This is a genomic window from Flagellimonas sp. L-11 (assembly GCF_056857735.1).
Map to the genome: position 1 here is coordinate 19,193 of NZ_JBSXNR010000050.1, position 25,949 is coordinate 45,141.

General features: G+C 41.7%; 22 protein-coding genes and 1 rRNA gene. 12 read left to right on the forward strand and 11 right to left on the reverse strand.

Features of this window, described 5'->3' with window-relative positions; all coding sequences use genetic code 11:
* The first annotated feature begins 230 nt into the window (after positions 1 to 230).
* Positions 231 to 953, forward strand: a complete 723-nt coding sequence (locus AC13CC_RS07710) for a hypothetical protein (RefSeq protein ID WP_482876846.1) — start codon at positions 231 to 233, stop codon at positions 951 to 953.
* Between the two features lie 445 nt (positions 954 to 1,398).
* Here AC13CC_RS07710 and AC13CC_RS07715 read toward each other — a convergent pair whose 3' ends face one another.
* The 7 genes from AC13CC_RS07715 to AC13CC_RS07745 form a co-directional block, all read right to left on the reverse strand.
* A complete protein-coding gene (locus tag AC13CC_RS07715) occupies positions 1,399 to 2,829 on the reverse strand; it encodes an SLC13 family permease (protein WP_482876844.1) in 1,431 nt (476 codons plus the stop codon).
* Between the two features lie 207 nt (positions 2,830 to 3,036).
* A complete protein-coding gene (locus AC13CC_RS07720; RefSeq protein WP_482876842.1) occupies positions 3,037 to 4,653 on the reverse strand; it encodes a hypothetical protein in 1,617 nt (538 codons plus the stop codon).
* Positions 4,654 to 5,370: a TonB-dependent receptor gene (locus tag AC13CC_RS07725; RefSeq protein ID WP_482876840.1), complete on the reverse strand. Its 717-nt coding sequence runs from the start codon at positions 5,368 to 5,370 to the stop codon at positions 4,654 to 4,656.
* A 261-nt stretch (positions 5,371 to 5,631) separates the two neighbouring features.
* Positions 5,632 to 7,323: a lysine--tRNA ligase gene (gene lysS, locus AC13CC_RS07730; RefSeq protein ID WP_482876838.1), complete on the reverse strand. Its 1,692-nt coding sequence runs from the start codon at positions 7,321 to 7,323 to the stop codon at positions 5,632 to 5,634.
* 65 nt (positions 7,324 to 7,388) lie between these two features.
* The gene (locus AC13CC_RS07735) at positions 7,389 to 7,739 is read right to left on the reverse strand and encodes a thioredoxin family protein (protein WP_482876836.1); all 351 of its coding nucleotides are present in this window, start codon (positions 7,737 to 7,739) and stop codon (positions 7,389 to 7,391) included.
* A gap of 4 nt (positions 7,740 to 7,743) precedes the next feature.
* Positions 7,744 to 7,920 (reverse strand): hypothetical protein, encoded by a 177-nt coding sequence (locus AC13CC_RS07740; RefSeq protein ID WP_482876834.1) that lies wholly within the window; start codon positions 7,918 to 7,920, stop codon positions 7,744 to 7,746.
* 100 nt (positions 7,921 to 8,020) lie between these two features.
* Positions 8,021 to 9,064: a response regulator transcription factor gene (locus AC13CC_RS07745; RefSeq protein ID WP_482876832.1), complete on the reverse strand. Its 1,044-nt coding sequence runs from the start codon at positions 9,062 to 9,064 to the stop codon at positions 8,021 to 8,023.
* Positions 9,065 to 9,157: 93 nt separating this feature from the next.
* Here AC13CC_RS07745 and AC13CC_RS07750 point away from each other — a divergent pair, with 93 nt between their 5' ends.
* The 7 genes from AC13CC_RS07750 (at position 9,158) to AC13CC_RS07780 (ending at position 13,147) form a co-directional block, all read left to right on the forward strand.
* Positions 9,158 to 9,313 (forward strand): YqaE/Pmp3 family membrane protein, encoded by a 156-nt coding sequence (locus AC13CC_RS07750; protein ID WP_014032109.1) that lies wholly within the window; start codon positions 9,158 to 9,160, stop codon positions 9,311 to 9,313.
* 7 nt (positions 9,314 to 9,320) lie between these two features.
* Entirely contained in the window at positions 9,321 to 10,058 is a 738-nt protein-coding gene (locus tag AC13CC_RS07755) for a hypothetical protein (protein ID WP_482876830.1), read from the forward strand.
* Positions 10,059 to 10,090: 32 nt separating this feature from the next.
* Entirely contained in the window at positions 10,091 to 10,807 is a 717-nt protein-coding gene (gene lipB, locus AC13CC_RS07760; protein ID WP_482876828.1) for a lipoyl(octanoyl) transferase LipB, read from the forward strand.
* 121 nt (positions 10,808 to 10,928) lie between these two features.
* Positions 10,929 to 11,654, forward strand: coding sequence for a DUF6597 domain-containing transcriptional factor (locus tag AC13CC_RS07765; protein WP_482876826.1), 726 nt, complete (start codon positions 10,929 to 10,931; stop codon positions 11,652 to 11,654).
* 81 nt (positions 11,655 to 11,735) lie between these two features.
* Positions 11,736 to 12,269, forward strand: a complete 534-nt coding sequence (locus tag AC13CC_RS07770) for a dihydrofolate reductase family protein (RefSeq protein WP_482876824.1) — start codon at positions 11,736 to 11,738, stop codon at positions 12,267 to 12,269.
* Positions 12,270 to 12,463: 194 nt separating this feature from the next.
* Positions 12,464 to 12,775, forward strand: coding sequence for a hypothetical protein (locus tag AC13CC_RS07775; protein WP_482876822.1), 312 nt, complete (start codon positions 12,464 to 12,466; stop codon positions 12,773 to 12,775).
* A 39-nt stretch (positions 12,776 to 12,814) separates the two neighbouring features.
* Positions 12,815 to 13,147, forward strand: coding sequence for a hypothetical protein (locus tag AC13CC_RS07780; RefSeq protein ID WP_482876820.1), 333 nt, complete (start codon positions 12,815 to 12,817; stop codon positions 13,145 to 13,147).
* A 51-nt stretch (positions 13,148 to 13,198) separates the two neighbouring features.
* Here AC13CC_RS07780 and AC13CC_RS07785 read toward each other — a convergent pair whose 3' ends face one another.
* From AC13CC_RS07785 to AC13CC_RS07800, 4 genes are all read right to left on the reverse strand, one after another.
* A complete protein-coding gene (locus AC13CC_RS07785; protein WP_326279345.1) occupies positions 13,199 to 13,891 on the reverse strand; it encodes a TapB family protein in 693 nt (230 codons plus the stop codon).
* 6 nt (positions 13,892 to 13,897) lie between these two features.
* Positions 13,898 to 15,214, reverse strand: a complete 1,317-nt coding sequence (locus AC13CC_RS07790) for an OmpA family protein (RefSeq protein WP_482876818.1) — start codon at positions 15,212 to 15,214, stop codon at positions 13,898 to 13,900.
* Positions 15,215 to 15,338: 124 nt separating this feature from the next.
* On the reverse strand, positions 15,339 to 17,795 hold the full coding sequence (locus tag AC13CC_RS07795) for a ribonuclease HII (RefSeq protein WP_482876816.1): 2,457 nt from the start codon (positions 17,793 to 17,795) through the stop codon (positions 15,339 to 15,341).
* Positions 17,796 to 17,824: 29 nt separating this feature from the next.
* Positions 17,825 to 18,421, reverse strand: a complete 597-nt coding sequence (locus AC13CC_RS07800) for a ribonuclease HII (protein WP_482876814.1) — start codon at positions 18,419 to 18,421, stop codon at positions 17,825 to 17,827.
* Positions 18,422 to 18,654: 233 nt separating this feature from the next.
* Here AC13CC_RS07800 and AC13CC_RS07805 point away from each other — a divergent pair, with 233 nt between their 5' ends.
* The 4 genes from AC13CC_RS07805 to AC13CC_RS07820 form a co-directional block, all read left to right on the forward strand.
* On the forward strand, positions 18,655 to 21,888 hold the full coding sequence (locus AC13CC_RS07805; RefSeq protein WP_482876812.1) for a SusC/RagA family TonB-linked outer membrane protein: 3,234 nt from the start codon (positions 18,655 to 18,657) through the stop codon (positions 21,886 to 21,888).
* 10 nt (positions 21,889 to 21,898) lie between these two features.
* Positions 21,899 to 23,380 carry a RagB/SusD family nutrient uptake outer membrane protein gene (locus AC13CC_RS07810; protein WP_482876810.1) on the forward strand — a complete coding sequence of 494 codons (1,482 nt, stop codon included), beginning with the start codon at positions 21,899 to 21,901 and terminating at the stop codon, positions 23,378 to 23,380.
* A gap of 120 nt (positions 23,381 to 23,500) precedes the next feature.
* On the forward strand, positions 23,501 to 25,534 hold the full coding sequence (locus tag AC13CC_RS07815; protein WP_482876808.1) for a putative porin: 2,034 nt from the start codon (positions 23,501 to 23,503) through the stop codon (positions 25,532 to 25,534).
* Between the two features lie 305 nt (positions 25,535 to 25,839).
* Positions 25,840 to 25,949, forward strand: a 16S ribosomal RNA gene (locus AC13CC_RS07820); the annotation flags it as partial.

Below are 25,949 nucleotides of genomic sequence, written 5' to 3' on the forward strand. Positions count from 1 at the left end.
ACCTAAAATTCGTGAGAACTAACTGTTAAATAAATATTAACGGTCGTTTTTTTAACGGAATGCCCCAACCTTTGGGAGTCCTTCCTTTTACTGATGGTTTGAGCTGTATTGCCCCGTATTGCGGGGCTCAAGGGGTGTTTAATTTTTGTGAAAAATTCCTAAATACTGTAACATTTTGCAACTAGGACAGTCTTATAGGCATAACATCAATCATAAAATTCAATCAAAAAATGAACAAGTTATTATTAATTTATGGTAGTGTATTATTAAGTAGTACCGCCATAGCCAACGATCAGCAAAATACCAAGGTTGTCGAGGTGCAATCCGAGACTTCAGGTAGTTTAGAAACCGGTTTAACCACATTGAACATTAGTGCTGAGTTAAACGATTCAACTTCAGAGATGGCAGGTTATGCCTTGTATGAATTGAATTTGGACGAAATAGTTTATTTAGAGGAAGAGCCAGAGGTTGACCTGGGTTTTGATACCGCAGATTATCTTCCTGAGGGCTTCGACCCTCACAAAAACTATTTTGATTTGAATTCCATCATATACTTCGAGAACAAAGTTGAACCCGCGCTAGGTTTTGATACCCAAAAGTACTTGCCGGAAAATTTTGATCCCTATACAGATGTGGTGGATGTACATGCTATCAATTACATGGAGGAAGAGGACATGGATTTAGGTTTTGATACCAAAGATTACTTGCCCGAAGGTTTTTCTCCTTATGAAGTATATGTGGATTTAAAGTCAATTCCTTATGTAGAGGAAGAAACGGAGCTTGTACTGGGCGTAAACAGCAAATATCTTTTGCCACAAGGTTTTGATCCTTACACCGATGTAATTGCAGTCACTTCCGTTAACTACATGGAAGACGAAGAAATAGATTTGGGTTTCGATACCTCTAAGTATCTCCCAGAAGATTTTGATCCATACTCAGGGTCAATACAGTAAAATGTTCATCATTTTACGAATTATTTGAGTTAGCTATAAAAACCCCTCGAACGAGGGGTTTTTTGTTTGGTAGCATATTCTTGTTAATGAAAACTTATAAATGTCTGGTTAACAAAAAAATAACATCATCTTTTTAGACGGAATTATTTTTAGTAAAACGATTTTTAGGATGCAGATTATTCAGCCTTTTGTGGGTTTTACTAAAATTATTGCATCCTTTTTGGATAAACGCACAACAAAGAATCATAAACGAGGTTTAACTGTTGCGTTAACAAAAAACTAATTACAATAAAATTCACAAAAAAGGGTTGTAACTTTATACCTAGCAAAGAGTTACGTTCCACTTGTGCAAAAGTGGGTAGCGTTGATTAAGTTAGTTTCTTACATTTTTTTGAGTTAGTTAGTTTGTGAAAATGCCCCTCCGCCCGGAGGGGCATTTTTTAGTTTAGAACAATAGCGGAATCACAAACTGGAACACCAAAATAAGCAAGACCACTGCAATCAGGTTGAGCATTACACCAACACGTACCATCTGCGGGATTTTTACATAGCCACTTGCAAAAACAATGGCGTTGGGCGGTGTGGCCATGGGAAGCATAAAAGCACAGCTACTGGCAATGGTCACAGGAATCAATAAGTGCAACATAGGAATATCCAGACCAATGGCTATACCCGCTACCACAGGAGCCAGAACGGCCACCAAGGCTACGTTGCTCATCAACTCGGTCATAAACAACATTAGAAAAATCAAAAGGGCAGCGGTGAACAAAATACTTATTTCGCTTTGAGCAATGCCATTGGCAACCAAATCCACAATACCACTAGCGGACATGCCTTGGGCCAGGGCCAGTCCCCCACCGAACAAAATCAATATGCCCCATGCCAGTCTGGAAGTATCTTTCCATACAATGATAAAATCACCTTTTTTGATGTTGTAGGGTATGGCGAAAAGTGCAATGGCCGCAAAAATACTGATCATGGTGTCGGTAAGTCCCAATTGGGGAAGAATGCCATTGATTAGGGTTCTAAAAATCCATAGAAAGACCGTTATGCCAAAAATAACCAGCACCATTTTTTCCTTACCGGAAGTCGGGCCGAGTTTTTTCAGTTCAGCATGTATTACTTCCTTGGAAGCATTGAATTTTAGGTCACGGTTGGGGAACATCCATTTTACCAGTACCAAATAACAAATCCCGACCATGATGATGGAAAACGGCAAACCTATCGTCATCCACTTTAAAAATGAAATCTCTGTGTTGTATTCATTCTCCAACAGTCCTATCAATACAGAGTTTGGCGGCGTACCGATTACTGTGGCGATTCCTCCTGCATTTGCGGAAAAGGCGATTCCCAGCATGACACTCAGGGCAAAATTTTGATCGTTTTTTGTAAAACCATCGGCATCACTGATCAATAAATTAATAACAGAAATTGCAATAGGGAGCATCACCACGGTACTGGCCGTATTGCTGATCCACATGCTCAAGGTGGCCGTTGCAATCATGAAACCTAAAATTACCTTGTTGGGGGTTGTACCGGTCAATCTGATAATATTTAGGGCTATTCGCTTATGAAGATTGACTTTTTCCAGTGCCAACGCCATTACAAACCCTCCAAAAAAGAGGAATACAATGGGGCTGCCATAATTGGCTCCTACCTCTGCAATGGACAACACCTTTAAAATAGGCAAAAGAAGTAAAGGAAGCAGCGCGGTCACGGAAATGGAGACCGCTTCGGTAATCCACCAAATCAGCATCCAGGCAGCTACAGAAATTACAGGGTCGCCTTTTTCCGATACAAGCTCAAAAGGCAGAAAGTTTAAAATAAGAAAAGCAACCGGTCCTAGGACCAGCCCAATTTTTTTGCTTAGTTCCATTGGGGTTCTAAGCTAGGATTTTTTGTTAAAAGATAAAAATATTAAAGAAGCAAAAAAAAGTTGCTCTCTGTCAATTCGAGCGCAGTCGAGAATTTATTGACTACTACTGATAATCAAAAGGTTTCGACTGCGTTCAACCTGACAAAATTCAAGCTTCATTGTTTTTTGGTCACCTCTACTTCAAGACAGTTAAATTAAAGACTGTCCCTATTTTATCTTGAAGGTCAACCTTCCAAAAACATAACCTCCGTTGGTTCCAAATAGAACGGACCTTCTGGAGTAGATAAACCGTCTGTCCGATCTAAAGGCAGGGTCGTTCTTGTCGGGATACACATCTAGCAGGTTGTTTGTTCCCAAAGTGAACCTTGTGCTGTTTGAAATATTGTAACCTATGGAAAGGTCAGTGATTACTTTAGCGCCAAACGTATAATCAATGGAAGGGTCATTTTCGTTGGTGGCTTCCCTTACTTCGCCAAAGTAGCCGTTCCTCAAAAAGAAATTCCAGTTGTCGCCCACTTTTATGTTGTGCGAAAGTTTTCCTTTGGTAGTTGGCACGGCAGATTCCAAATGAATTCTACTGGTAGGGTCAAAATAGGTATCGCTCAAGCCCGCATCGGCAATGGCTTTAGGAACTTCAACCTTTTCCACACTTGTTTCAGAAAACGTAAAGGCCAACGTATTGGTCAAGGAAACCCCATCCGAAATGTTTGCTTTGTGGTCAATCACAAAATCCAGCCCCATTGTTTGGGTATCCAACGAGTTTGTAAAGAAAGCTGCCTGGGTGGCGTTGGCCTGTTGAAACAAATTGGCCAGTTCTACATTGCCATTATCACCAAATTGGCCCGTTAGGATGACCCTATCATCAATATTGATAAGATATCCGTCCAAAGTAAATTTAAGGTTGGCGTTGGGAACTCTTGCCGTAAAACAAGCTGTGGCCCCAATGGAAGTTTCTTCCTTGAGCGATTCAATGCCCAAAGTATTGTACTGCGTATAAGAAATTTCTTCACCCGCGACAATGCCGTAGTTTTCCACGCGATGCTCGGCACCAAAGGCAATGTTCAAGCCTGCCATGGTGTCTTCATAAAAACGGTTCATATCAAAATTGGTGGTGTTCTCGCTATAGTTGAACCCACCTGAATCTGCTTCGAACGGGATGGAGTTGCCCATGGATGCATTTTTGGAGTTGGTAACGTAGTACAAAAACTCATTTTTGCCATAGGAATTGCTGAAATCCACGTTCCAATCGCCCAACACTCCCTTAATACCAAAGGTGGCCGATTGGTCCATGATGTTGGAATTGATTTCTGGTAAAAAACCATTGGGATAGGCCGGGGAATAGGTTCTGGATTGATTGGGCAAACGATAAAAACCAGCGACCTTACCATTTTTAAAGCTCAACCCTACAAAACCGTAGAGCTCCAGATTTTCGTCCAATGGAATGGAAAGGTTGGCGAAAAACTGAGAGCCCCTCACTTTGGATTGCCCTACCTGCAGGTTAAAGTCGCTGCGCTGTAACCCTCTAGCCAGTAACTCAGATTCTGTAACATCTTCACTCAAGATTCCTTGCAGCTCTTCTTTGGTTTCATCACCATTTGAAGCAATTCCAGCTGTGCCTGCATATTGAAAAATATCCGTTAGGTCATCATCTAAAAGAAGTGATGTGTCATAGTTGTCGGCAACAGCAACCCTTTCAACTGAATTATGACCATTAAAAATAGAACCTTCCCACTCTTGCATACGGTTGGTTGAACCTCTATGGTTAAAATTCCCCGTAAAATTGATGAATCCACCGTTTTTTCCAATGGATAGGCCATAATTCAATCAGAGGCTTAGCTTTTCTCCATCCACATTTTTGTCCGGGCCGTGTTCGCTGGTACAGTTGGCTCCCGTATTAACATCCACTTGCAATTCGTTCACGGTGTTTTTTAGCACAATATTGATGACCCCTGCAATGGCATCGGAGCCATACTGGGCAGCAGCACCATGACGTAAAATTTCTATTCTTGCAATGGAGTTGGATGGAATAGTGGTCATGTCGGTGCCCACGCTACCACGACCAAAAGCCCCGTTTACGTTTACGGGTCCTGTTTTGTGCCTTCTTTTACCGTTGATTAGAACCAAAACCTGATCGGGCCCAAGTCCGCGCAATGAGGCTGGGGCAATGTGATCGGTACCATCGGAAATGGATTGCGGATTGGAATTGAATGATGGCGCCGCATAGTTCAGAATTTCAGTAACGGTGACCTGCGGAGTGGATTGTGTCAATTCGGTGACATCCAAAACATCTACGGGAACTGGGGTGTCCGTTGCCGTTCTGTTGGCATAACGGGAACCAACCACTACCACATTCTCCAGTTCGAGCCCTGCTTGTAGTGTAATGTCCAAGGTACTTCCAGTTACGGTTGCTTCTTGGGCTTTGAAGCCGATGTACGAAAACACTGGAATGTCACTTGTACTTGCTTCAATGGTGTAATTGCCGTCAAAATCGGTGACGGCTCCCGTTGTGGTGCTCTTTACTTGGACCGAAGCTCCCGGCAAAGGTACATTTTGGTCGTCCTAAACGGTTCCGGTTACCTCTTGTGCCCTGCCAATAAATGATACCAACAGCACAAAAAGGAATGTTAGTTTCATTCTTTTCATACAAGTAGATTTTAGTAAGATTATTGGGGGTAGCTACTGGAAATTTCCTTCAAAAAAGAGAAAAACGATGGAAAGACAGGGTTTTTTAAAAAATGAAAACCCCTGAACTTGATCTAAGGTTCAGGGGTTTGCGTATGATTGGGATGGAACTTTCTCGGATTAACCCGTATACTTCACAAGTAGGGCGTCTTCCGTCTTTTCTACTTTGATAAGTCCATGCTTTGTAAGGCTTTTGGTGCTCTTGTCCCATTTTTTACCGCTCAGACCAGCTTTTGCTTTAAGGTCGACCAATGGCATTTCGCCTTGTGGCTTAAGAATGTCCATGATTGTTTTTTCCTCTTCGGTAAGCTCCACCTGTTTTTTCTCTGGTCGCATTTGCGGGAAGAACAATACTTCTTGAATGGATGAGTTGTTGGTCATCAACATCACCAAGCGGTCAATACCGATTCCAATGCCCGAAGTAGGAGGCATACCATATTCCAAAGCACGCAAGAAATCTTGGTCTATGAACATGGCCTCATCATCTCCTTTTTCGGAGAGCTTGAGTTGTTCTTCAAAACGTTCGCGCTGATCAATGGGGTCGTTGAGCTCCGAGTAGGCATTGGCCAATTCCTTTCCGTTTACCATCAACTCAAAACGCTCCGTAAGCCTTGGATTGGTACGGTGCTCTTTGGTCAGCGGGCTCATTTCCTTCGGATAATCTATAATAAAGGTGGGCTGAATGTAGTGGTGCTCACATTTTTCGCCAAAAATCTCATCGATCAATTTACCTATACCCATGGTCTGATCCACTTCAATATCCAATTTCTTGGCTACTTCACGAAGTTCATCCTCTTCCATTCCAGCTACATCGTAACCGGTATGGATTTTAATGGCTTCCAAAATAGGAACCCTTGGGTAAGGGGCTTTAAATTCAATTTCGTGATCGCCCACTTTTACTTTGGAGCTTCCGGTAGCATCAATAGCTACTTTCTCCAACAGCTTTTCGGTGGTATCCATCATCCAGTTGTAGTCTTTGTAGGCCACATAGAGTTCCATTACGGTAAACTCTGGATTGTGGGTGCGGTCCATCCCTTCATTACGGAAATCTTTTGAGAATTCATAAACACCATCGAATCCGCCCACAATCAATCGCTTCAAATAAAGCTCGTTGGCAATCCGCAGGTACAAGGGCACGTTCAATGCATTGTGATGCGTTAAAAAAGGACGGGCCGCCGCCCCTCCTGGAATGGGTTGCAAAATGGGGGTCTCCACTTCCAAATATCCTTTTTGGTTGTAAAACTCCCGTATGCTGTTGGTGATTTTTGTTCTTTTGATGAAAGTGTCCTTTACGTGGGGGTTCACGACCAAATCCACGTACCGCTGACGGTAACGCAATTCGGGGTCGTTGAAGGCATCGTACACTTTTCCCTCATCATCTACCTTTGGTAGCGGCAATGGTTTTAAACTCTTGCTCAAAAGCGAGAAGTTCTTCACCATCACGGTTTTTTCCCCTACTTGCGTAGTGAAAAGCTCTCCCTCTATACCGATGATGTCCCCGATGTCCAACAATTTTTTGTACACATCATTGTACAAGGTTTTGTCGTCATCCGGACAGATTTCATCGCGGTTAAAATAGACTTGGATACGGCCCTCGCTGTCCTGTAATTCAGCAAAAGAGGCTTTTCCTTGGATCCTGCGTGACATCAATCTACCGGAAATTACTACTTTCCTTCCTTCTTCAAAATCATTCTTGATGCTCTTGGAAGTGGCATCAACAGGATATAATGCTGCGGGATATGGGTCGATGCCCATTTCCCTGAGTTTGGTCAATTTTTCCCTTCGAACGATCTCTTGTTCCGATAGTTGCATAGTCTGTAAAAAATTTAAAGCGCAAAATTACACTTTTGCGCTTTAAATCCTTGCCTTGGTCAAACTTAATATGCATAATTGGGCACATAGTCCTTTTTAAATACTATTTGGACAATGTCTTCCTCCAAAGTTTCCAAAGGACTTTCCACGATTCGGTTGACTTCTTTTCCATCTTTAAAAAAGATGATGGTCGACACTTTTATAATGTTCAACCCCTTTTGTTCTCCGGTCGGACTGGTTTTGTAGTGACCCTTTCGGTAATCTAAGGCGATGATTTCCAGTTGCTCCATGGGAAAATCTGCCGCTTCCAATATTTTGATGAATTTTGGGCTTTCCCGCTTACTTTCGCCGCACCAGGTTCCCACAAAGAGTTTGATATGGTATTCGGCCAATTTTTCTTTTGATAGAGTTGTCATGGTTTCATCCACAGTATAGTGTTTGGAACCATTTGTTGTATGGTTGGGATTGCAACCCTTCCAAATTGATTTGCCCCACCAAAAACTTCAATCCATTTTCGATGGTGATTTCCTTGTTGAATTCTTGTGCCGAAACACAGAAGATGCCTAGCATAAGCAATGCGGGTAAAACTTGTTTCATGATTTTATGTGATTTATGGTTAGGTAGCCAAATTCAATAAAATCAATTGTTGAGAGAACTTTTACGCGTTGGAAATCGGGACTAGACCGGGGGTTGAAATTTATTTTTTGAAGCGAACAACCATCTCTTCGCGGGAGGAAATACCCAGCTTTTTGTACAGGTTGTTGATGTGTGTTTTTATAGTACTGACGCTTACAAAAAGTTCAGAAGCAATCTCTTTGTTGGTCTTGTTTTCCAGCATCAGGTTGGTGATTTTTTGCTCCTGTGGGGTTAGCTTTTCAAGTAGCTGGGAGGTGTTGTCCTTTTTCTTTCTTCCTAGGAAAAACATAACATTGCCCAAAACGGAAACAGCCAAAAGGGCAATGATGGTGCGGTTCCATTTGGATGATTTTGTACGATTGAAACTGGCCAACTCTTTGTCGGTAGTGATTTCGGCCCTGTATTGTTGCGTGAATTCTGCCTCGGGGTAGGTGCTGGTCAATCTTTCGGACAAGTTTTCGTAATAATCATTGTTCGTAAGGTCTTCCAGATAAAACCTAAAGGTTTCGTTTCTTTTGTCGGATATAAAATCATAAATGTAAAGCTCGGCCAAAGGTTCGTTGATCTGCCGTCCAAAGCTGTGCAAGTTTTTAAACCATTTAACCAAGTTCAATTTTTTGTTGGTCTTGCTGGGGTAGTCCACAAAATCGTAGGCCATCTGATCTTTTAGGTTTTCTATTTCCAATAACAGTCCCGAATTGGGGTTTTTGGAAGAAATAGTGCAGAGGGATTGATCTTCAAAAGAAGTAGGGAACTTGAGCGTATCTTTATTGTTGGCTATAAAAAGCACATTTTTGCTGTTGTTGCACTTACCCAAAAAGTGATTGGTGCCCGTGTTGTCCGAACAACCATCCAAATGAATGCGATAAATTCGGTTTTGTTCGTTGAGATTATTTCCTTCAAAATAAAAATGGCCCAAGGAATCCACTTTTGTCTTTTGAACGATTTGGTCGAGGTACACTCGGGAAGATTTACGGTAATCCTCTACCAATGACAAGTAAATGGCATTACCGGTATTTTCCCTGGAAACTTCTCCAGAAAAACGGTATTGCCCCAAAAGGGCAGATGAGTTTATTACTAATATGATAAGGACAATAAACCGCATTTGATATCCGATTCGGGCTAAAAATAGTGGTTTTTATGTAACAAAAATGTTATTTTAACTACTTATAGGTATCATCAATCAAAATCAAAAAAAATGAGTTTCTGGAGAGTTTTGTTGGCCATATTGTTTCCGCCTTTGTCAGTTATCGGAAAGGGTTGTGGCTCTATTCTTATTGTATTACTTTTAACCCTTTGTGGATGGGTTCCGGGTGTAATAGGAGCCCTGGTTATTTTAAACAACACTAACTAAATATCTTATGAAAAAAATCCAAATCTTGTTGATGGCAATGGGGGTTGCCCTGACCTATTCATGCAATTTTACGGAGGAAATCCATCTGAAAGAAGATGGTTCGGGAAAGTTGTCCATCAATTTTGATGGGTCCGAACTTATGCAAATGGCTGGCGAAGAAATGGCCAAGACCAACGAAAAGCCAGTAGATTCCATTATTTCCTTTAGAGAATTGTTGAAAGATAAAAAAGACAGTATTGCCCAACTGCCACCAGAGGAACAGGCCAAATTGAAAAAATTGGAACCGTTTAACATGCGAATGGTGATGGACCCCGAGAAAAGTGTGATGATGTTCGACCTTTTCAGCGATTTTAAGGATGTAAGCGAAATGAACGATGCTTTCAGCACCTTTCAAGAAGCTAGTGCAATAGGGGGCAATACCAATCCGCAGCAAGAAAAGATAAAGCCTGCCGATCAGGCAACAGAGGTGAATTACTCATTCAAAAAAAATACATTTACCCGAACCTCCAAAATTGTGGACCAAGAGCTGTTTCAGCAGCAATTGGACAGTCTGCAAGGCGCCGAAATGTTCCTGTCGGGCTCTACCTATACACTTAAATATCATTTTCCGAAAAAGGTGAAATCCACTACAGTGGAAGAGGCCACCTTTAGCGCCGATGGAAAGACGCTGATCTACGAGGTGAACTTTTTGGATTTGATGAAAGACCCCTCGGTTTTGGATCTTGAGGTGGAACTGGAGCGATAGTTTTCCATTACAATGCTTTGTATCTTTGTGGCATGAACAAGAAAGTTGCCCTGCAAGATCTAGGATGTAAGGATTACAAGGAAACTTGGGATTACCAAGAAACGCTGTTCAAGGACATTGTGGACACCAAGGTGCGTAACCGACGGGAGGATACAGGCCTTGAAACCCCAAACCACTTTTTGTTTGTGGAACACCCGCACGTGTACACTTTGGGGAAAAGTGGCGACATCAACAATTTATTGGTGGATGAAAAAGTTTTGGAAGCCAAAGGGGCCACATTTTATAAGATCAACCGAGGCGGGGACATTACTTATCATGGTCCGGGGCAAGTGGTTGGCTATCCTATTTTGGATTTGGACAATTTCTTCACGGACATTCACAAATACCTTCGTTTTTTGGAAGAAATGGTTATTCTCACCTTGACCGAATATGGACTAAAGGGACAGCGCTCCGAAGGAGAAACAGGTGTTTGGCTGGATGTGGGCACTCCCTTTGCCCGAAAAATTTGTGCCATGGGTGTACGCGCGAGCCGTTGGGTGACCATGCACGGTTTTGCCCTAAACGTAAATACCGACCTTGGTTATTTTGATATGATGATTCCCTGTGGCATCAAGGATAAGGCAGTTACTTCTCTTAACGTGGAACTGGGCCAGAAGGAAGTGGATATGGAGGAAGTAAAAGTAAAATTGCTGAAGCATTTTACTGATCTTTTTGAGGCGGAGATGGTCAAGGAAGGGGCTGGGGTTTAGGGTTTTGTGTCCTCACGCTTTTTGACTTTATTGCTTGGTTCGGTGATCTATGAGCGTCATTCAATTGAAAATGACCATATCTTTAGTGTCGATTCTCAATGAGAAACGGTATCCAATAAAAATGAAGTACACAGAAAAAAAACCACATAAAGAATTGGAACCATTTATCCACTCCTTTTGGGAACTGAATGGAAGTGAGTTGGATAGTCAATGGGAGCGAAATTTTCCAGATGGTTGCGGAGGCTTGGTAATAAACTTGGGGGAAACCTGTTTGACGGATAATGGATCCGTTTCCATGGAATTCGGAAAAACCTATATTGTCGGTACAATGACTTCTTTTAAAGATAGTTTTATCAGCAGCCAGACACATTTGATAGGAGTTTGCCTCAAGCCAGGGGCGTTTTCTAACTTTTATGATTATGCACAACAGCATGAACTGACCGACAGCACCATTGAGTTTGAGAAATCAAATTCATTCAATACGGACAAGGTTCTTGAAGGTTCCTTTGGCTACTTAAACCGATTTTTTGCCGATAGAATACAAAGTGGAAACAACCAATTGCAATCAGTACTGGAAGATATACAAAAGGCAAACGGACAATTGAGTATTTACGAGCTTTCCAAAAAGAATTGTATGACCGTAAGACAATTGGAACGAAGTTTTAAGGCACAAATAGGGCTTTCGCCAAAGAAATATTCAAATATTGTCCGTTTTCAAAATACTTTGAATATTATCAAAAACTCAAGTAAGGATAGGAGTCTGCTTGATATTGCTTTTGAATGCGGCTATTATGACCATTCGCATCTAGCCCATGAAATCAAACAAAATACTGGGCTTTCTCCATAGCAACTGTAAATTGTCGCATTTTTACAAAGTGTCATTGGTTAATTCAAAACAATTTTGCAAAGACATAAAAATTTGACTCAAATGCGAAAAATTTCACTTTTCATCGCGGTAAGTTTGGACGGCTACATCGCAAAACCCAATGACGATCTCAGTTTTTTGAAACTTGTTGAAAAGGAAGGGGAAGACTACGGATATGCAAAATTCACGGGGACAATAGACACGTTGATTGTTGGCAGAAAAACGTATGATTATGTGCTCAAGGAAATCGGTTCGTCACATTACGACAATGGGCAAAGGGATGTATATGTCATTACCAGGACCCAAAGACCAAACGTGGGCAGGACAACTTTTTACAATGGAAACTTGACCGATTTGGTCGCCAAACTAAAATCGGTAAAAGGGAAAAACATTTATTGTGACGGTGGTGCCGAAGTAATAAATGAACTCTTAAAAAATGACTTGGTCGATGAGTTTATCATTTCAGTTGTTCCGGTATTATTGGGCAATGGTACACGATTATTCAAAAACGGACGACCCGAACAACTACTTGAATTTTTATCTGTAAAAACATTTGATACAGGATTGGTGCAAATGCATTATAGGAGAAACAAATAACGACCGCCAACATTGTTGCCCCAGTGGTCAGCGCAAACCTCTAGACTCGTACCTTATATAAATAATAAGAGATTCTGCAAATATTTCTTACCTTACTACGTGCACATTTTGGCCACAGGTGGGTTTTAAACCGTGAAATAAATTTCAGTTTAGGGGGTTCCCGTCATGTCGCCGATAACTAAATTCAATATACCATGAAACAAATTCTCATAACCATTGCAATAGCAGGAGTCCTGGTTTCCTGCAAGAATACCAGCGAAAACAAAAAAGATGCAGACGACTCAGCTGTTGTGGAAACCGTTGAGAATAGCACAGATCAAGTTGAAACCAACTATGTTCCAATTGACTCTGACGAAGCCTTGATCGCAGCATCATTAATGGCCGCACCAGAGGCAAGCAGAGATGGGTGCACAATCATTGGGTATAATATGGCCGGTGACTTTGTAACACTTCGGGAAGGAGATAACGAATTCATTGTCCTTGCGGATGACCCTAAAAAATCGTGATTCAATGCAGCCTGCTATCACAAAAGCCTTGAACCTTTTATGGCAAGAGGCCGAGAATTACGAGCTGAGGGAAAAACAGGACCCGAAATCTTTGATATTAGAGAGGAAGAAGCAAAATCGGGCAAACTGGATATGGGAAAACCGGGGTCCACCCTTCATATTTATTATGGAGAAAGTGATTTGTACAACTCCAAAACAAATGAGGTTGAAGGAGCGCAATACCGTTATGTGGTCTATTTGCCATTTGCTACCGCCGAATCCACGGGACTACCTGAAAAACCCGTGGGCCCAAATCATCCTTGGATCATGAACCCCGGAACGCACAGGGCCCACATTATGATTTCGCCTTTACCCGATAAAAATAAGAATTGATTTAATATTAAAACCGAGGCTCGCACCTCGGTTTTTTTATAAAGCAATGACCTATTTACTGTACTGGGTCAATACCATGCTGCCTGTTAACTTTCCTTTTTTGTTGTACGATTCTTGTTTTACCATGCCAACCCCTTTAGCAAACCATGTGCGGGAAGGAAAGGTTTGGTTGGCCATCATCATTTTGGTCTTGGTTTCGCTATAGATTACATAGCAGTCAAAAGTACCGGCCGGAGTGGTCACGCTTTCTTGCTTTTCCACTTTGCGGTTGATGGTCTCTACATTGGTGTTCATGTTGATTGCTCCGCCCATTTTCATTTTAAGCTCCATATTGGCATCGGGCAACTCTTGTCCCACGGAAAGATTGTTGGGCAATTCCACATCGGTGCCCGACATATCCATTTCAACATCGCCCATTTGGCTGAGCATTTGGTCGTTCATCAAAGATTTAAAATCAATTTTCACCACATCTCCGTCGCAAGCAATCTCATAATCCGAAGTATAGGTGTTCCCTTTTCTGTCCACCATTTCCATCATCATGGTGGCGCTTACATTGTCGCCACTGCTTTCCACATTGGTGACTGTGTAGTTGATTTGTCCATCCTCTTTCCCCTTTTTGTTATAATTGGTGTATTGAAGGTTGGCCCCATCAACCAGCGGATAGTATGTGCTGCAAGTGGATTGTGCCTGTGATATGGGTGCTGCTAATGCGGCAAGTACTAGTAATAGAAAATACCGTTTCATGTTTTATTAAAGTTTAATGAATTCAACTCGTCGGTTTTGTGCTTTGCCTTGTGAGGTGCCATTGTCGGCAACAGGTTCCGCTTCTCCTTTTCCTTCGGAGTTCAATCGGTTCTCGGAAATCCCATAAACGGATACCAGCGCTTTTTTAACGGCCTCGGCCCTGTCTTTGGAGAGTTTCATGTTGCTTTCGTCCGAACCATCGGAATCGGTATGTCCCACAATGTTGAGGCTCATAGCGGAATCTTGATTTAACACTTGGGAGATTTGGCGGATTATACCCATGGATTGTGGTAAAATATCCGCCGAGCCGGAGTTGAAACGTATGCCGTTGGTGGAGATTTTTCCTTCGGCCATGAGTTTTCTGCGTAAATCAACCCCACCTTCTGCAATTTTCAGGTTGCTGATCAATACTTGTTCCTGTCTCTTTTGTTTGTCGATACCGTTCACATAAAACTTTACATAGTTGATCAATTCTGGTTTTACGATGAATTGGGGAAGATCGGCAACCTTTATCTCGTTTAGCCAAAGACGGTATCTATTCTTGTTTACGGCTATGGACACATGGACCACATCTTTGTAAACCTCTCGTAAGTCTTGTTGTAAAGTGTTCTGTATGGGAACTGGATCTCCCTTAAAATTGTTGTCCACTCTTACTCCGATCGCTATGTATTGGCAAAAGTTTAGGTTGGCCAATACATTGTTTTCGTTAGTGGTAAGTCCCGAGGTTTCGGAAAAATAGATGCCCAATTTGGCACCAGAACCCGTATTTCTGCTTAAGTTGACCACTTTAAGGTCAAACTCCATAGTAAAATCCTCGGGAAGGGTGGTGCCCAAATTGGGCACGGTAATACTTCTACTGGCCACGGAATACCATTTGCCAGGTATTGAGCCAATGGTGACCACTTCCCCGGAACCGTTGGTATTCCATTTGGAGGGAAAATCACCGATAAACTCATCGTTGAAGTCATCAAAGAACAAAGGCTTGTCACCCGGTACAAAATCAAATTTACTGTAGACTTCAATAGTTTTTGGACTGCCCGCTACTGGACGGGTTGAGGTACTGTTTTCGGTATTGGTACCCGTTGGGTTTCCATTTTCCGAAGGGGCTCCCGGAGCTTGTTGCCCTCCAGAACCCGGCTCCAAGATACTGTCGAGTGCTTGGTCGGTTTTTTTAGAGGTTTCCCTTTCTACTCTTCTTTCAACTGTGCGTTCAGCCGCCTTTTCCGCTTTTTTGGCCAATTTTTTAAAGAACTGAGCCTCTCCGCTGGTGCCCAGCAATAGGGCAAAGGACAAACAGTAGAATAGTTTGTTTGAGGTTTTCATTTAAAAGTGTTTTTTAGTTTGTTGATAAAGCAATACTGTCCAAACTACTCAAATAAAACCCTCTTTCAGACTAAAAATGTATGTTTCGTAACAATTATTGTACAGGTTGCAATAACAAAGCAAACTAGTTTATTTTGTATACGATCAGGGAGTTTTCCTGATCTTTGGCCACCAATTCCAGTCTTCTGTCATTGTCCATATCGGTAAGGTCGATCAACGAGCTGCCAAATACGGGGAAATTTGGGATGGGTTTCGCTTGGCTATCGTACAAATAGATCTGATGGTTCTGTATATCGGTAACCCCTACATATATTTTATCGTAGATGTAAAAGATTTTAGGTTTGGAGTATACGCCCAGTTCCAATTCTACTTTCTTTCCTTTAATACTGAGAATATTGTCATCCATAAAAACCAAGGTATTGCTTGTGGCATAAAACCCGTGATCGGGATTTAGGTTAAAATTGGTAGCTGTCAATTTTCCGTTCGTATCAATTTGATGCAGCACACCAGTTTTGTTGGTTACCGAGAACTTGTTTTTATACAGGAATACTTCATTGCTGGAAAAATCTATCTTTTCAGGTACCTTGATCCGGTCGCTTCCCACCCGGTGTAAAATTCTGAGGGTACTGTTGTCCTGTTTAAATACCAAGTAATCCTTGTTGCCTACCCTAAAATGTTTGGGAGCATCCAAAATATTGCTAGGAGCATCGGTAAAGGTAAATCCGCGAACTATCTTGCCCTGATTGTTGTACATGTATACTTTTTGGCCTTGGGTGACAACAAAGCGGTAATTTCGACTGCCATCATAATCAAAAACGGCCAATGGGTTCAGGTTGCCACCTTCAAAATCAATAGTAAAGGGAGGAACTTCATCGCCATTGCGATCCAAAATCAAAAATTGGTCGTTTGTGGTGAAGGCGAGCTGTAGTTTTCCATTTTTGTAAATGTCAACTTGTTCTATCTCACCTTGGATTCTGCCGTCCAACTGTTTCGTCCAAAGTACTTTTCCATCGGTAGAGATGAGATAGAGGACATTATTTTGGTCCTGTACCACAATTTCCTGTTGTTTGGTCCTGTGGTTTTTTACAAACTGGGGGTCTGTGGCCAAATCGGTGTTCAACTCCAAAGTAAATAGGGGGGACACTGTGTTTCTTTCCTGGTTCTTTTCAATTTTTGATACCAACAGATTGAAATGCCCAAAACCATTGTCCATTACCATTTGTGATGCAAAAACCTGCTCCTTGAAATCCTTATCTTTAACGTCCTCGAATACCTCTGTGGAAAGCTCCTGTTCGGCAAAAAAATCAATTCCCGCTGCATTGGAAACAAAAAGCATGCTGGATTCGCTCGCCAAGGATGCCTTTGCTGTTTTAAAACCTTGGTCACCGTCAAAAGAAGAAGCACTTTTATGATTGCTGATAATGGTCTGTAGTGCTTCTTTCTGTTCCGAAAAAATAAAGCTGTTCTCCAAGATCGTGCAAAAATTGGATTGAAAATCTTTGACCAAGGGCGTAAAACCTTCTTCAACAATATTTGGATTTTCGAGCTCTATAATTTCACTGCCCTGATAGTCCTGAGAAGCCGTTTTTTTACTATCCAAATAATCATACAAACTTTCGGTGCCATAAGACTTTAAAAGGACGACCTTTTCGTTGTTCAAATAGATTATCCCAACTTCTTCAATGGTATTAAATAGGGAATCGGTTTTCTTCGCTCTGTCCAAATAGGTGTTTTGGTTGTTGGCGAACACTTGGTAATCGTCAAAAGTATAGGATAGTATGGCCTGTGCTGTTAATGGTGCGTAGGAAGGTGTTTTGTTCGCCAAGGGAGATGTGCCCTTGAATAAATTAATGAAATTTTTTGTAGAATCGGGAGCCATGGCTACGCCACTCAAATTAACTTTGTCGGAATTTGCTGTGAAATCCAAAGAAATCCAAGAAGAAAATGGAGTGTCCATGGTTTTATCCTGCTCTTTTAGTGCTAACAAAGATGTGTTGCCACTAGGGTTGATAAATATGGTGGCCGACTTATCGAGCGAACTTGCCTGATAAAGTTTTTTCAGGGTAGGGTCCACAGGTGTATTTTCACTAACTCTGATGAGGTTTTCCATCAGCATCATGGAGGAACTCAATAAGATGTCATTGTTTTTGCGTAGACTATAGACTTCTAGGCCATCAAGATTAAATTTGGTGACTTTGGTTTTTTCGTAGGTCAATGTCTCCACTGTTTTGTTGGACACGCTGTCTACATTAAAAATACCGGAATCATTTTTGGTGGCTAAAATATAGTCGTGGTTGTCCTTGCCTACTTCGTAAAGTGCTAGCACACAGGTTTTGTCGGTAGAAAGATGTTCCAGTCCCTGAATTTTATCGGCAATCTCTTTTATGTTGGAAAAACCCTCAATACTTTTAAGGTTGGAGTTGTTTTTGAGCTCGCTCTTAAAATTGGTCAGGTTGGTAATCTTTAAAACGAGCGAAGGGTTGGGCGGCAAATGTTCCAAAAGGGAATCTTTGGTCTTTACCTCTTTTGTACAGGAAGCGATAAATATGGGCAGCAAACAAAAAAATGCCTTTGATCTCATTCTTGAAGTTTGTCACAAAGTTAGGATTTTTAAATATCCAGTGTCAATTGTTCGGGCAGTTGCCTAAAGCTTTTTCTGTGATATTTGGTAATGCCGTATTTTTTGATAGCCTCCCTGTGTTCCTTGGTCGGGTATCCCTTGTTCTTTTTCCAGTTGTACATGGGGAATTCTTCATGGATTTTGGCCATATACTCGTCTCTGTATGTTTTTGCTAGTACAGAGGCAGCGGCGATGCTTATGTATTTGCCATCTCCTTTAATTATGCATTCGTGGTCAATGTTGGGGTAGGGTCTAAAACGGTTGCCATCCACTATTAAAAATGAAGGCAAAGGTTCCAATTTGTCTATGGCGCGGTGCATGGCCAAGAAAGAGGCGTTTAAAATGTTTATTTCATCGATCTCGTCTTCGAATACGTGGCAAACAGAGAAAGAAACCGCTTCTTTTTCCAAAATTGGTCTCAACATGTTCCGTTTGACTTCAGAAAGCTGTTTGGAATCATTTAATATGTCATTATTGAAGTTTTTTGGCAATGTAATCGCTGCTGCAGTAACGGGACCGGCTAAACAGCCTCTTCCAGCTTCATCGGTTCCAGCTTCAAAGAAAGAACGGTAACATGGTTTTAACATACTTCTTGAAAATTTAACAAATGGTTTCTGCAGAAAAACATAATTACCAATAAAAAGTTAAAAAAAATCCTACATACCCAGTAAACAAGGCCTTGGCTTGCATATAATATGTTAAAATTATGAAAAATGTTGATTAATGTTGTCGTAACATATGAAGTGCAAGGTTGTTAATTTTTTTGAATATTAACTTTTTATATTGATTTTTGAGCGGACTAATTCAAAAAATGAAATAAATGAGAGCTAAGTTAGCATGGATGCTAACACCTTTTTTGGTGTTATGCATGTCTTTCTCTTTTGGACAAGAGAAAACAGTTTCAGGTAACGTGACGGACCAAAACAGTCTGCCACTTCCTGGTGTTTCCATAGTCGTTGTAGGAACGTCTAATGGTACACAAACAGATTTTGATGGAAATTACACCATCTCGGCTTCCGAAGGACAGGTTTTGCGTTTCAGTTACATCGGTCAGGCGACCGTTGAAAGAACTGTTGGTGCTTCATCCACTATCAATGTGCAGATGGAAGAGGATGCACAGGCCTTGGAAGAGGTGGTAGTTGTAGGTTATGGTACCACAACAAAACAGGCCTTTGCGGGTACGGCATCTGTTGTTGAGGCCGAAGCCTTGGAGGTAAAATCTTTTTCCAATGTGTCTCAGGCGCTTGCTGGTGAGGTTGCGGGTGTTTCCGTAATCAATACATCCGGACAGCCGGGTACTACTTCCACTATCCGTGTAAGAGGGTATGGTTCTGTTAATGGTAACAGGGATCCTTTGTATGTTGTCGATGGTGTTCCTTTTACGGGAAGCATCAACTCCATTAACCCTGCTGATATCAAAACTACCACAGTATTAAAAGATGCCACGGCAACCGCAATTTATGGTTCTCGTGGTGCCAATGGTGTTATTTTGATTACCACTAAATCAGGTTCAGCCAATGAATCTTACATTGAGGTAGATGTGAAGTCTGGTTTCAACATGCAGTTGATACCAAGGTATGACGTGATCACATCTCCAGAAGAGTACATAGGTTATGTTTGGGAAGGTATTCGTAATGGTGCTGCATTGGATGGTGAAGAAGATCCTGTTGCTTTCGCAAACGATAATCTATTTTCCGTGAACTATGTGCATCCAGGATACAATATGTGGAACGTTGCGGATGGAGGTGAGTTAATCGACCCTGCAACCAGTACCGTTAGGCCGGGAGTGACAAGAAGATACACACCTCAGAGATATGCCGATTTGGCTTTTGATGCAGCCATTAGGACAGAAACCAACCTTAGAATGGCTGGTGGTGACGAAAAAAGCAAATACTTTACTTCAATTGGGTACTTGAACGATAACGGTTACGCCCTTAATACTGGCTACCAAAGATATACGGCCAGGTTGAATGCCGATTCCCAAGTTAAGAAATGGTTGAAAGTTGGAGTGAATGCAGGATATGCATATTCCAAAAGCCAAAACAATGGTCAAACCGTTGGTTCTGAAAATTTGTTTGAGTTTGCTGACAAAATGGCACCGATATTCCCGGTATTCTTGAGGGATGAGAACTATCAATTGGTGGAAGACCCAATATTTGGAGGTTATCAGTACGATTACGGTACAGCTTCTGGATTTAGATCAAGACCAAATGCTGACCAGTTGAACCCGATTGCTTCTGCTTTGTATGATTTTGTAGGTACAAACAGACACGAAATCAACGGTAACTTCTCCTTGGATATCGATATTGCAAAAGGATTGACCTTTGAAACCCGTTTTGGTGCACAGTTTGCCACTGAGCGTTACAAGTCGTTCACAAACCCATTCTATGGAGGTGGTATTTCCACTGGGGGTGACCTGTACCAAAGGGACAGGAATTTCTTGACGACCAACTTCTTGAAACTGTTGCGTTACCAGACTGAATTTGGAAGCCACTCCATTGAGGCCCTGGTCGCACATGAGAACAACCAGTTCGAGAGAGAGCAGAGCGTGGCCTCAAAAAGATTGGCCGTTCACCCCGATATTTATGAATTGAACAACTTTGTTGTTTCGCAAGGGCCTCCTTCCGGTTTTTCCAGAGGATATAGCATTGAGTCTTATTTTGGCCAGGTAAACTATGATTACGACAAGAAATATTTCTTGACCGCCTCGGTACGTAGGGACGGTTCTTCCAGGTTTATCAACGAAAAGTGGGGTACCTTCGGTTCGGTCGGTGCTGCATGGGTTATTACCAACGAAGACTTCATGTCAGGCAACGGTGTTTTCGATTTCTTGAAGTTGAAAGCTTCTTACGGTGTTACTGGAGATCAGGCAGTAGATGATGAAGATTATTATATCGCATATGACACTTATGACATCAATAACCTTAACGACCGGATTTCACTTTCTATTAGGGACAATGGAAACCCTGATTTGACATGGGAGACCTCCAAAATGTTCCAGACAGGTGTCGAGTTTGGTCTCGGTAGATATTTGGACGGTGTAGTTGACTTCTACAGCAAAAAGACGGACAACCTTATTTTTGAGAGAAGGGTTGGGCCATCACAAGGTATTGCTATCGTTACGGTTAACGATGGTGAATTGTTGAACCAAGGTATCGAATTCAACCTTACTAGCCACATTTTTAATAAAGAGGATTTCAAATTGGATTTCTCCATCAACGGTTCTCATATCAACAACGAGATTCTTACGATGCCTCTTGAACCTTCAACAGGTGAGCCAAGAATTTTGGATACATCGTCAACTCCTTATGGATATTCAAAAGGAAGCTCTATCTATGATTTTTACATCAGGGAGTGGGCCGGAGTCAACCCAGAAAATGGTGTTGGTCAATACTACCAATACTTTAACGACGCTAACGGTAACGGTACCCTAGATGATGGCGAAGACGGTATTGCTGATATGATGGCCTACATGGATGAAAATCCTGATGCCAACATTGAAAGGCAGATTACCGAAACCTATGCCGATGCAACACAGAAGTATGTAGGTAAATCCGGTATTCCTGATTTGTTCGGAGCATTCAGATTGGCAGCACAAGTGAAGAATTTCGATTTCTCTGCACAGTTTACCTACAGTGTTGGAGGATGGGCAATGGACAACCAGTATTCTGAGTTGATGAGTGATAACTTTGGTGCGGCCTCCACAAACCTCCACAAGGATATTTCCCAGAGATGGCAAAACCCAGGAGACGTAACTGACGTGCCCCGCTTGGATGACGCTACAGGTCAAGATCAAAGAGTTGGAACAACAAGATGGTTAACAAGTACGGATTATCTTGCCTTCAACAATGCCAAAATAGGATATACCTTGCCCAAAAAGGATATCGAGAGAATGGGATTGAAAAATGTAAACATTTGGTTGTCCGGGGATAACTTGGCAATCAAGACAGCCAGACAAGGTTTTAACCCATCTGTAAGAGAGAACGGTGCTTCAGCAAGGAGGATTTATGCTCCTTTGACTACCGTAACCTTAGGTGTAAGAGTTAAATTTTAGAAAAAAAGTTATGAAAAACAGTAATATTAAATTATCAGTTATAGCCTCGCTATTGTTGTTGGCGGGCTGTGGAAAGGACTTCTTGGATGAGCAACCGTCCGAGTTCCTAACACAAGAACAAGTTGGGGAGGCGGCGTCCGTTAATCCAGCTGTAATTGAGGGAACTATTTCCGGGATATATTCTACGATGTTTGCTACGCAAAGTGGTGGTACTACAAACCATGATGACTTTGGACATAAAGGATACGATATATACGGCGATATGCTTTCCGGCGATATGGCACTTTCCGTAAGTACCTATGGTTGGTACAGGGCCGATATTACAGAGTTCCAGTCTACGCAGGATTTTACTAGAACGAGAAATTACATGCCCTGGAGGTTCTATTACCGCGTTATCCGCTCTGCGAACTTGGTAATTGATGCATTGGGCGGTAACGAAACGGTTCCCGAAATAGAGGAGAATAAATATTTGATGGGACAGGCGAAGACACTTCGTGCCCATGCTTATTTCTATTTGACCCAATACTTTGCAAACTCCTACGACCCTTCAGCTGAGATCTTGCCTATCTACGATAGTCCTGACGACCTGAATGGGCCAAAGGTGACTACTGCTGAGATTTATGCGCTGATGGAAAAAGACCTTAATGAGTCCATTTCTCTGTTGGACGGGTTCTCCAGAAGCTCAAAGGGCCAAGTGGACAAAACCGTTGCCCAGGCCATCTTGGCATATGTGCTGGCATCCAAAGGGGACAGCCATGAGGAGGTTATGGATTTGACCGCCGATGTGATAAACAATGGTGGCTATACATTGATGAACTCAGAGGAAGTCTTGGGCGGTTTCAACGATTTGAACACATCGGGATGGATCTGGGGCGTTGACCTAACGGTTGATGCCGGTCTTGGACTTGTTTCTTGGTGGGGACAAATGGACCTTTTTACCTATAGTTATGCCTGGGCAGGTGACGCCAAGGCTATCGACTCCGACCTTTATGCGGCCATTCCAGAGGATGATGTGCGTAAGCAACAGTTTGCCGAGCCGATCGGGGAATATACGGACTTAATGCCTTTGAATAAATTCTACCACCCAGACAGGGTAATAGGTGGTCAGGCCAACATTACCACTGATTATGTTTACTTAAGGGTGGCGGAAATGTATTTATTGCACGCAGAGGCTGCTGCCAAGGCAGGTGATGCTGGGGCTGCACGAACCATGTTGAAGGATTTATTGGCAGAGAGATTGCCAAGTACGGCTTATGTCGATGGCCTTTCGGGACAGGCGCTATTGGACGAGATCTATCTTCAAACCCGTATTGAGCTTTGGGGGGAGGGAAAAAGCTACCTTTCTCTAAAGAGAAACCAAGGAACCGTTGTTAGGGGAGATAATCACCTTTCCAATGTGGGCGTTCCGATCAATTATGACGATGAAAGATTGACCTTTGAAATTCCTCAGTCGGAAATCCAAAACAATCCAAACATTTCAACTCAAAACTAGTTTTGAACTGTTATATAAATTTTAATGAAAACCCCGCCAATTGGCGGGGTTTTTTATGCGTCAACTTTTCACATTTCTTTAGTAACAAAACTTTTACCTTTGCCCAACCAATATCACGAAATGAGATTTTTAATATTGACCCTGCTTTTATTTTTTGGCCATGTTCTTATGGCGCAGCAAGACTCGCTGCCACCAACAAAACGGGCGGATTCCTTGCAACTTCAGGATAAAGACTCCCTTTTGACCAAATCGAAGGATTCAACAAAGCGAAAATTAAAAGATAAGGGAACCGGTAAGTTGAAAGCTAAAAAGGAAGATTCCATCAGCATCCGTGATTATATGATAATTTCCTATCAAAGGGACACTACCTATGTGGATACCACTTTAACCATAAAAAAAGAATACAAGTACAATTACCTTAGAAAAGATGATTTTGAGTTGATGCCTTTTGCGAATATGGGACAACCTTATAACGAGCTTGGCAAGAGCTTTTCAGGAACATCCTATTATCCCCAAATAGGAGCTACAGCAAAACATCCAGGATATTTTGAAAAGGAGGACATCAACTATTATAACGTTCCTACTCCAATGACGGAGCTTATGTTCAAGACAACCATGGAGCAAGGGCAGTTTTTGGATGCATTGCTTACCTTTAATGTGTCCAAGCGATTTAACGCATCCATAGCCTACAATGGTTTTCGCTCATTGGGAAAATACAGGTATGAAGAAGCTCAGGATGGGAAGTTTAGGGTGACCTTTAATTATCTCACACGGAATGATAAATACGGCCTTCGTGGGCATATAGCGGCACAAGAGATGCAAAGCGAAGAAAGTGGGGGGCTGTTGGATAGAACTCAGTTCGAAGACGATTTGCCCGATTTTCAGGATAGGGCAAAAATCGATTTACTGTATACCGATGCCAACAATCGAATATTAGGAAAGCGCTATTTCCTGGATCACCAATATAAATTGGTCAACCACAAAAAAGATTCAACGGACAAAGAACCAACCATCTTGGTCATCGGACATGAGTTTAGTTACGAATCAAAAATATACGATTTTGAACAAACCCGACAGAATGATGCATTTGGTCAAGATCCTTTTTTAACCCCAATTGAAGATAGGGCCCGGCTGAAAACAATGTTCAATAAGGGAACAGTAGGATTTTCAAATAGAACCTTGGGCAGATTGTCTGGTAATATAAGCCTGTACAACTATAATTACTTTTTTAACAGTCTTCTTATAACTGAAGAAGAAACCATTCAAAACAAATTGAAAGGTGAGGAAATTTCGGTAGGAGGGTCATATAGCAACACTTTGGGGCCATTTTTTCTAAAAGGCAACGTAAACTACACTGTTTCCGGAGACCTTACCGGTAATAATTTTGATGCCATGGCGAGATATCGGTTAAATGACAACAATTCAATAACGGGCGCCATACATATTTCTTCACGGATGCCGGACTTTAATTATTTGCTCTATCAAAGTGATTATCGCAATTTCAATTGGCAAAACAACAACACTTTCGAAAAGGTGCAAACACAGAGTATCAAGTTTGGTTTCGATTCAAAATATTTTGGTCAGTTGGAAGCAGTGTATAGCGCAGTGGACAATTACACCTACTTTGCATCTACCGCAAGTGAGGAAGAAAAAGGATTGGAGCAAGAAACTGCTTTTGTAAGGCCTTTTCAGGAAGCGGGAACCATAAATCACCTAAAGGCGAAGTATAAAAAAGAAGTGAAGTGGCGAAAGTGGGCCTTGATGAACACTATAATGTATCAGGAGGTAACCCAAGACAATCAAGTGCTCAATCTTCCCCAGGTGGTCACCAGGAACAGTCTGTATTTTTCAAGTGATGTCTTTAAGAAAGCTATGTTCCTGCAAACAGGAATAACCTTTAAATATTTCACATCATATAATATGGATGCTTATAATCCGCTATTGGGCGAGTTCTATATTCAGAATAACGAAGAATTGGGCGGTTATCCACTATTGGATGTTTTTATAAATGCCAAAGTAAAGCAAACCAGAATCTATTTAAAGGCAGAACACCTTAATTCCATTTTTTCAGCACCAAATTATTACTCCGCACCAAATTATCCGTATCGCGATTTTGTGATTAGATTTGGGTTGGTCTGGAATTTCTTTTCATAAAATTTGATAAGAAACAAAACAAGGGAATACTGAAAAACAAGCACTTATAATTTAATTGATTTTTTTTCGAAAAAAATATCAAAAAACATTTTGTAGAGATAAAATAACGTGCGTATATTTGCACCCGCTTAGCTGATAAGGCAGGGCGTTTGCGAGAAGGGATTTGGATTCAAATTTAGGTTTTTTCGAGCAAAAAAAGATTAAAGAAGTTCATATACATATTGTAACGACAGCGTAAAGAGAATAAGAACCATTTTGATGCAGGGACTCGGATTTCCGGGTGTCGTACAGACATTCAAGGAAATACAATGAAGAGTTTGATCCTGGCTCAGGATGAACGCTAGCGGCAGGCCTAACACATGCAAGTCGAGGGGCATCACGGAAAAGCTTGCTTTTCTGGTGGCGACCGGCGCAC

Excerpts from the sequence above, each read along its gene's own strand:
- AC13CC_RS07710 (WP_482876846.1), top strand. The coding sequence starts at position 231 with ATGAACAAGTTATTATTAATTTATGGTAGTGTATTATTAAGTAGTACC.
- AC13CC_RS07715 (WP_482876844.1), bottom strand. The coding sequence starts at position 2,829 with ATGGAACTAAGCAAAAAAATTGGGCTGGTCCTAGGACCGGTTGCTTTT.
- lysS (WP_482876838.1), bottom strand. The coding sequence starts at position 7,323 with ATGCAACTATCGGAACAAGAGATCGTTCGAAGGGAAAAATTGACCAAA.
- AC13CC_RS07735 (WP_482876836.1), bottom strand. The coding sequence starts at position 7,739 with ATGACAACTCTATCAAAAGAAAAATTGGCCGAATACCATATCAAACTC.
- AC13CC_RS07740 (WP_482876834.1), bottom strand. The coding sequence starts at position 7,920 with ATGAAACAAGTTTTACCCGCATTGCTTATGCTAGGCATCTTCTGTGTT.
- AC13CC_RS07745 (WP_482876832.1), bottom strand. The coding sequence starts at position 9,064 with ATGCGGTTTATTGTCCTTATCATATTAGTAATAAACTCATCTGCCCTT.
- AC13CC_RS07750 (WP_014032109.1), top strand. The coding sequence starts at position 9,158 with ATGAGTTTCTGGAGAGTTTTGTTGGCCATATTGTTTCCGCCTTTGTCA.
- AC13CC_RS07755 (WP_482876830.1), top strand. The coding sequence starts at position 9,321 with ATGAAAAAAATCCAAATCTTGTTGATGGCAATGGGGGTTGCCCTGACC.
- lipB (WP_482876828.1), top strand. The coding sequence starts at position 10,091 with ATGAACAAGAAAGTTGCCCTGCAAGATCTAGGATGTAAGGATTACAAG.
- AC13CC_RS07765 (WP_482876826.1), top strand. The coding sequence starts at position 10,929 with ATGAAGTACACAGAAAAAAAACCACATAAAGAATTGGAACCATTTATC.
- AC13CC_RS07770 (WP_482876824.1), top strand. The coding sequence starts at position 11,736 with ATGCGAAAAATTTCACTTTTCATCGCGGTAAGTTTGGACGGCTACATC.
- AC13CC_RS07775 (WP_482876822.1), top strand. The coding sequence starts at position 12,464 with ATGAAACAAATTCTCATAACCATTGCAATAGCAGGAGTCCTGGTTTCC.
- AC13CC_RS07780 (WP_482876820.1), top strand. The coding sequence starts at position 12,815 with ATGGCAAGAGGCCGAGAATTACGAGCTGAGGGAAAAACAGGACCCGAA.
- AC13CC_RS07785 (WP_326279345.1), bottom strand. The coding sequence starts at position 13,891 with ATGAAACGGTATTTTCTATTACTAGTACTTGCCGCATTAGCAGCACCC.
- AC13CC_RS07790 (WP_482876818.1), bottom strand. The coding sequence starts at position 15,214 with ATGAAAACCTCAAACAAACTATTCTACTGTTTGTCCTTTGCCCTATTG.
- AC13CC_RS07795 (WP_482876816.1), bottom strand. The coding sequence starts at position 17,795 with ATGAGATCAAAGGCATTTTTTTGTTTGCTGCCCATATTTATCGCTTCC.
- AC13CC_RS07800 (WP_482876814.1), bottom strand. The coding sequence starts at position 18,421 with ATGTTAAAACCATGTTACCGTTCTTTCTTTGAAGCTGGAACCGATGAA.
- AC13CC_RS07805 (WP_482876812.1), top strand. The coding sequence starts at position 18,655 with ATGAGAGCTAAGTTAGCATGGATGCTAACACCTTTTTTGGTGTTATGC.
- AC13CC_RS07810 (WP_482876810.1), top strand. The coding sequence starts at position 21,899 with ATGAAAAACAGTAATATTAAATTATCAGTTATAGCCTCGCTATTGTTG.
- AC13CC_RS07815 (WP_482876808.1), top strand. The coding sequence starts at position 23,501 with ATGAGATTTTTAATATTGACCCTGCTTTTATTTTTTGGCCATGTTCTT.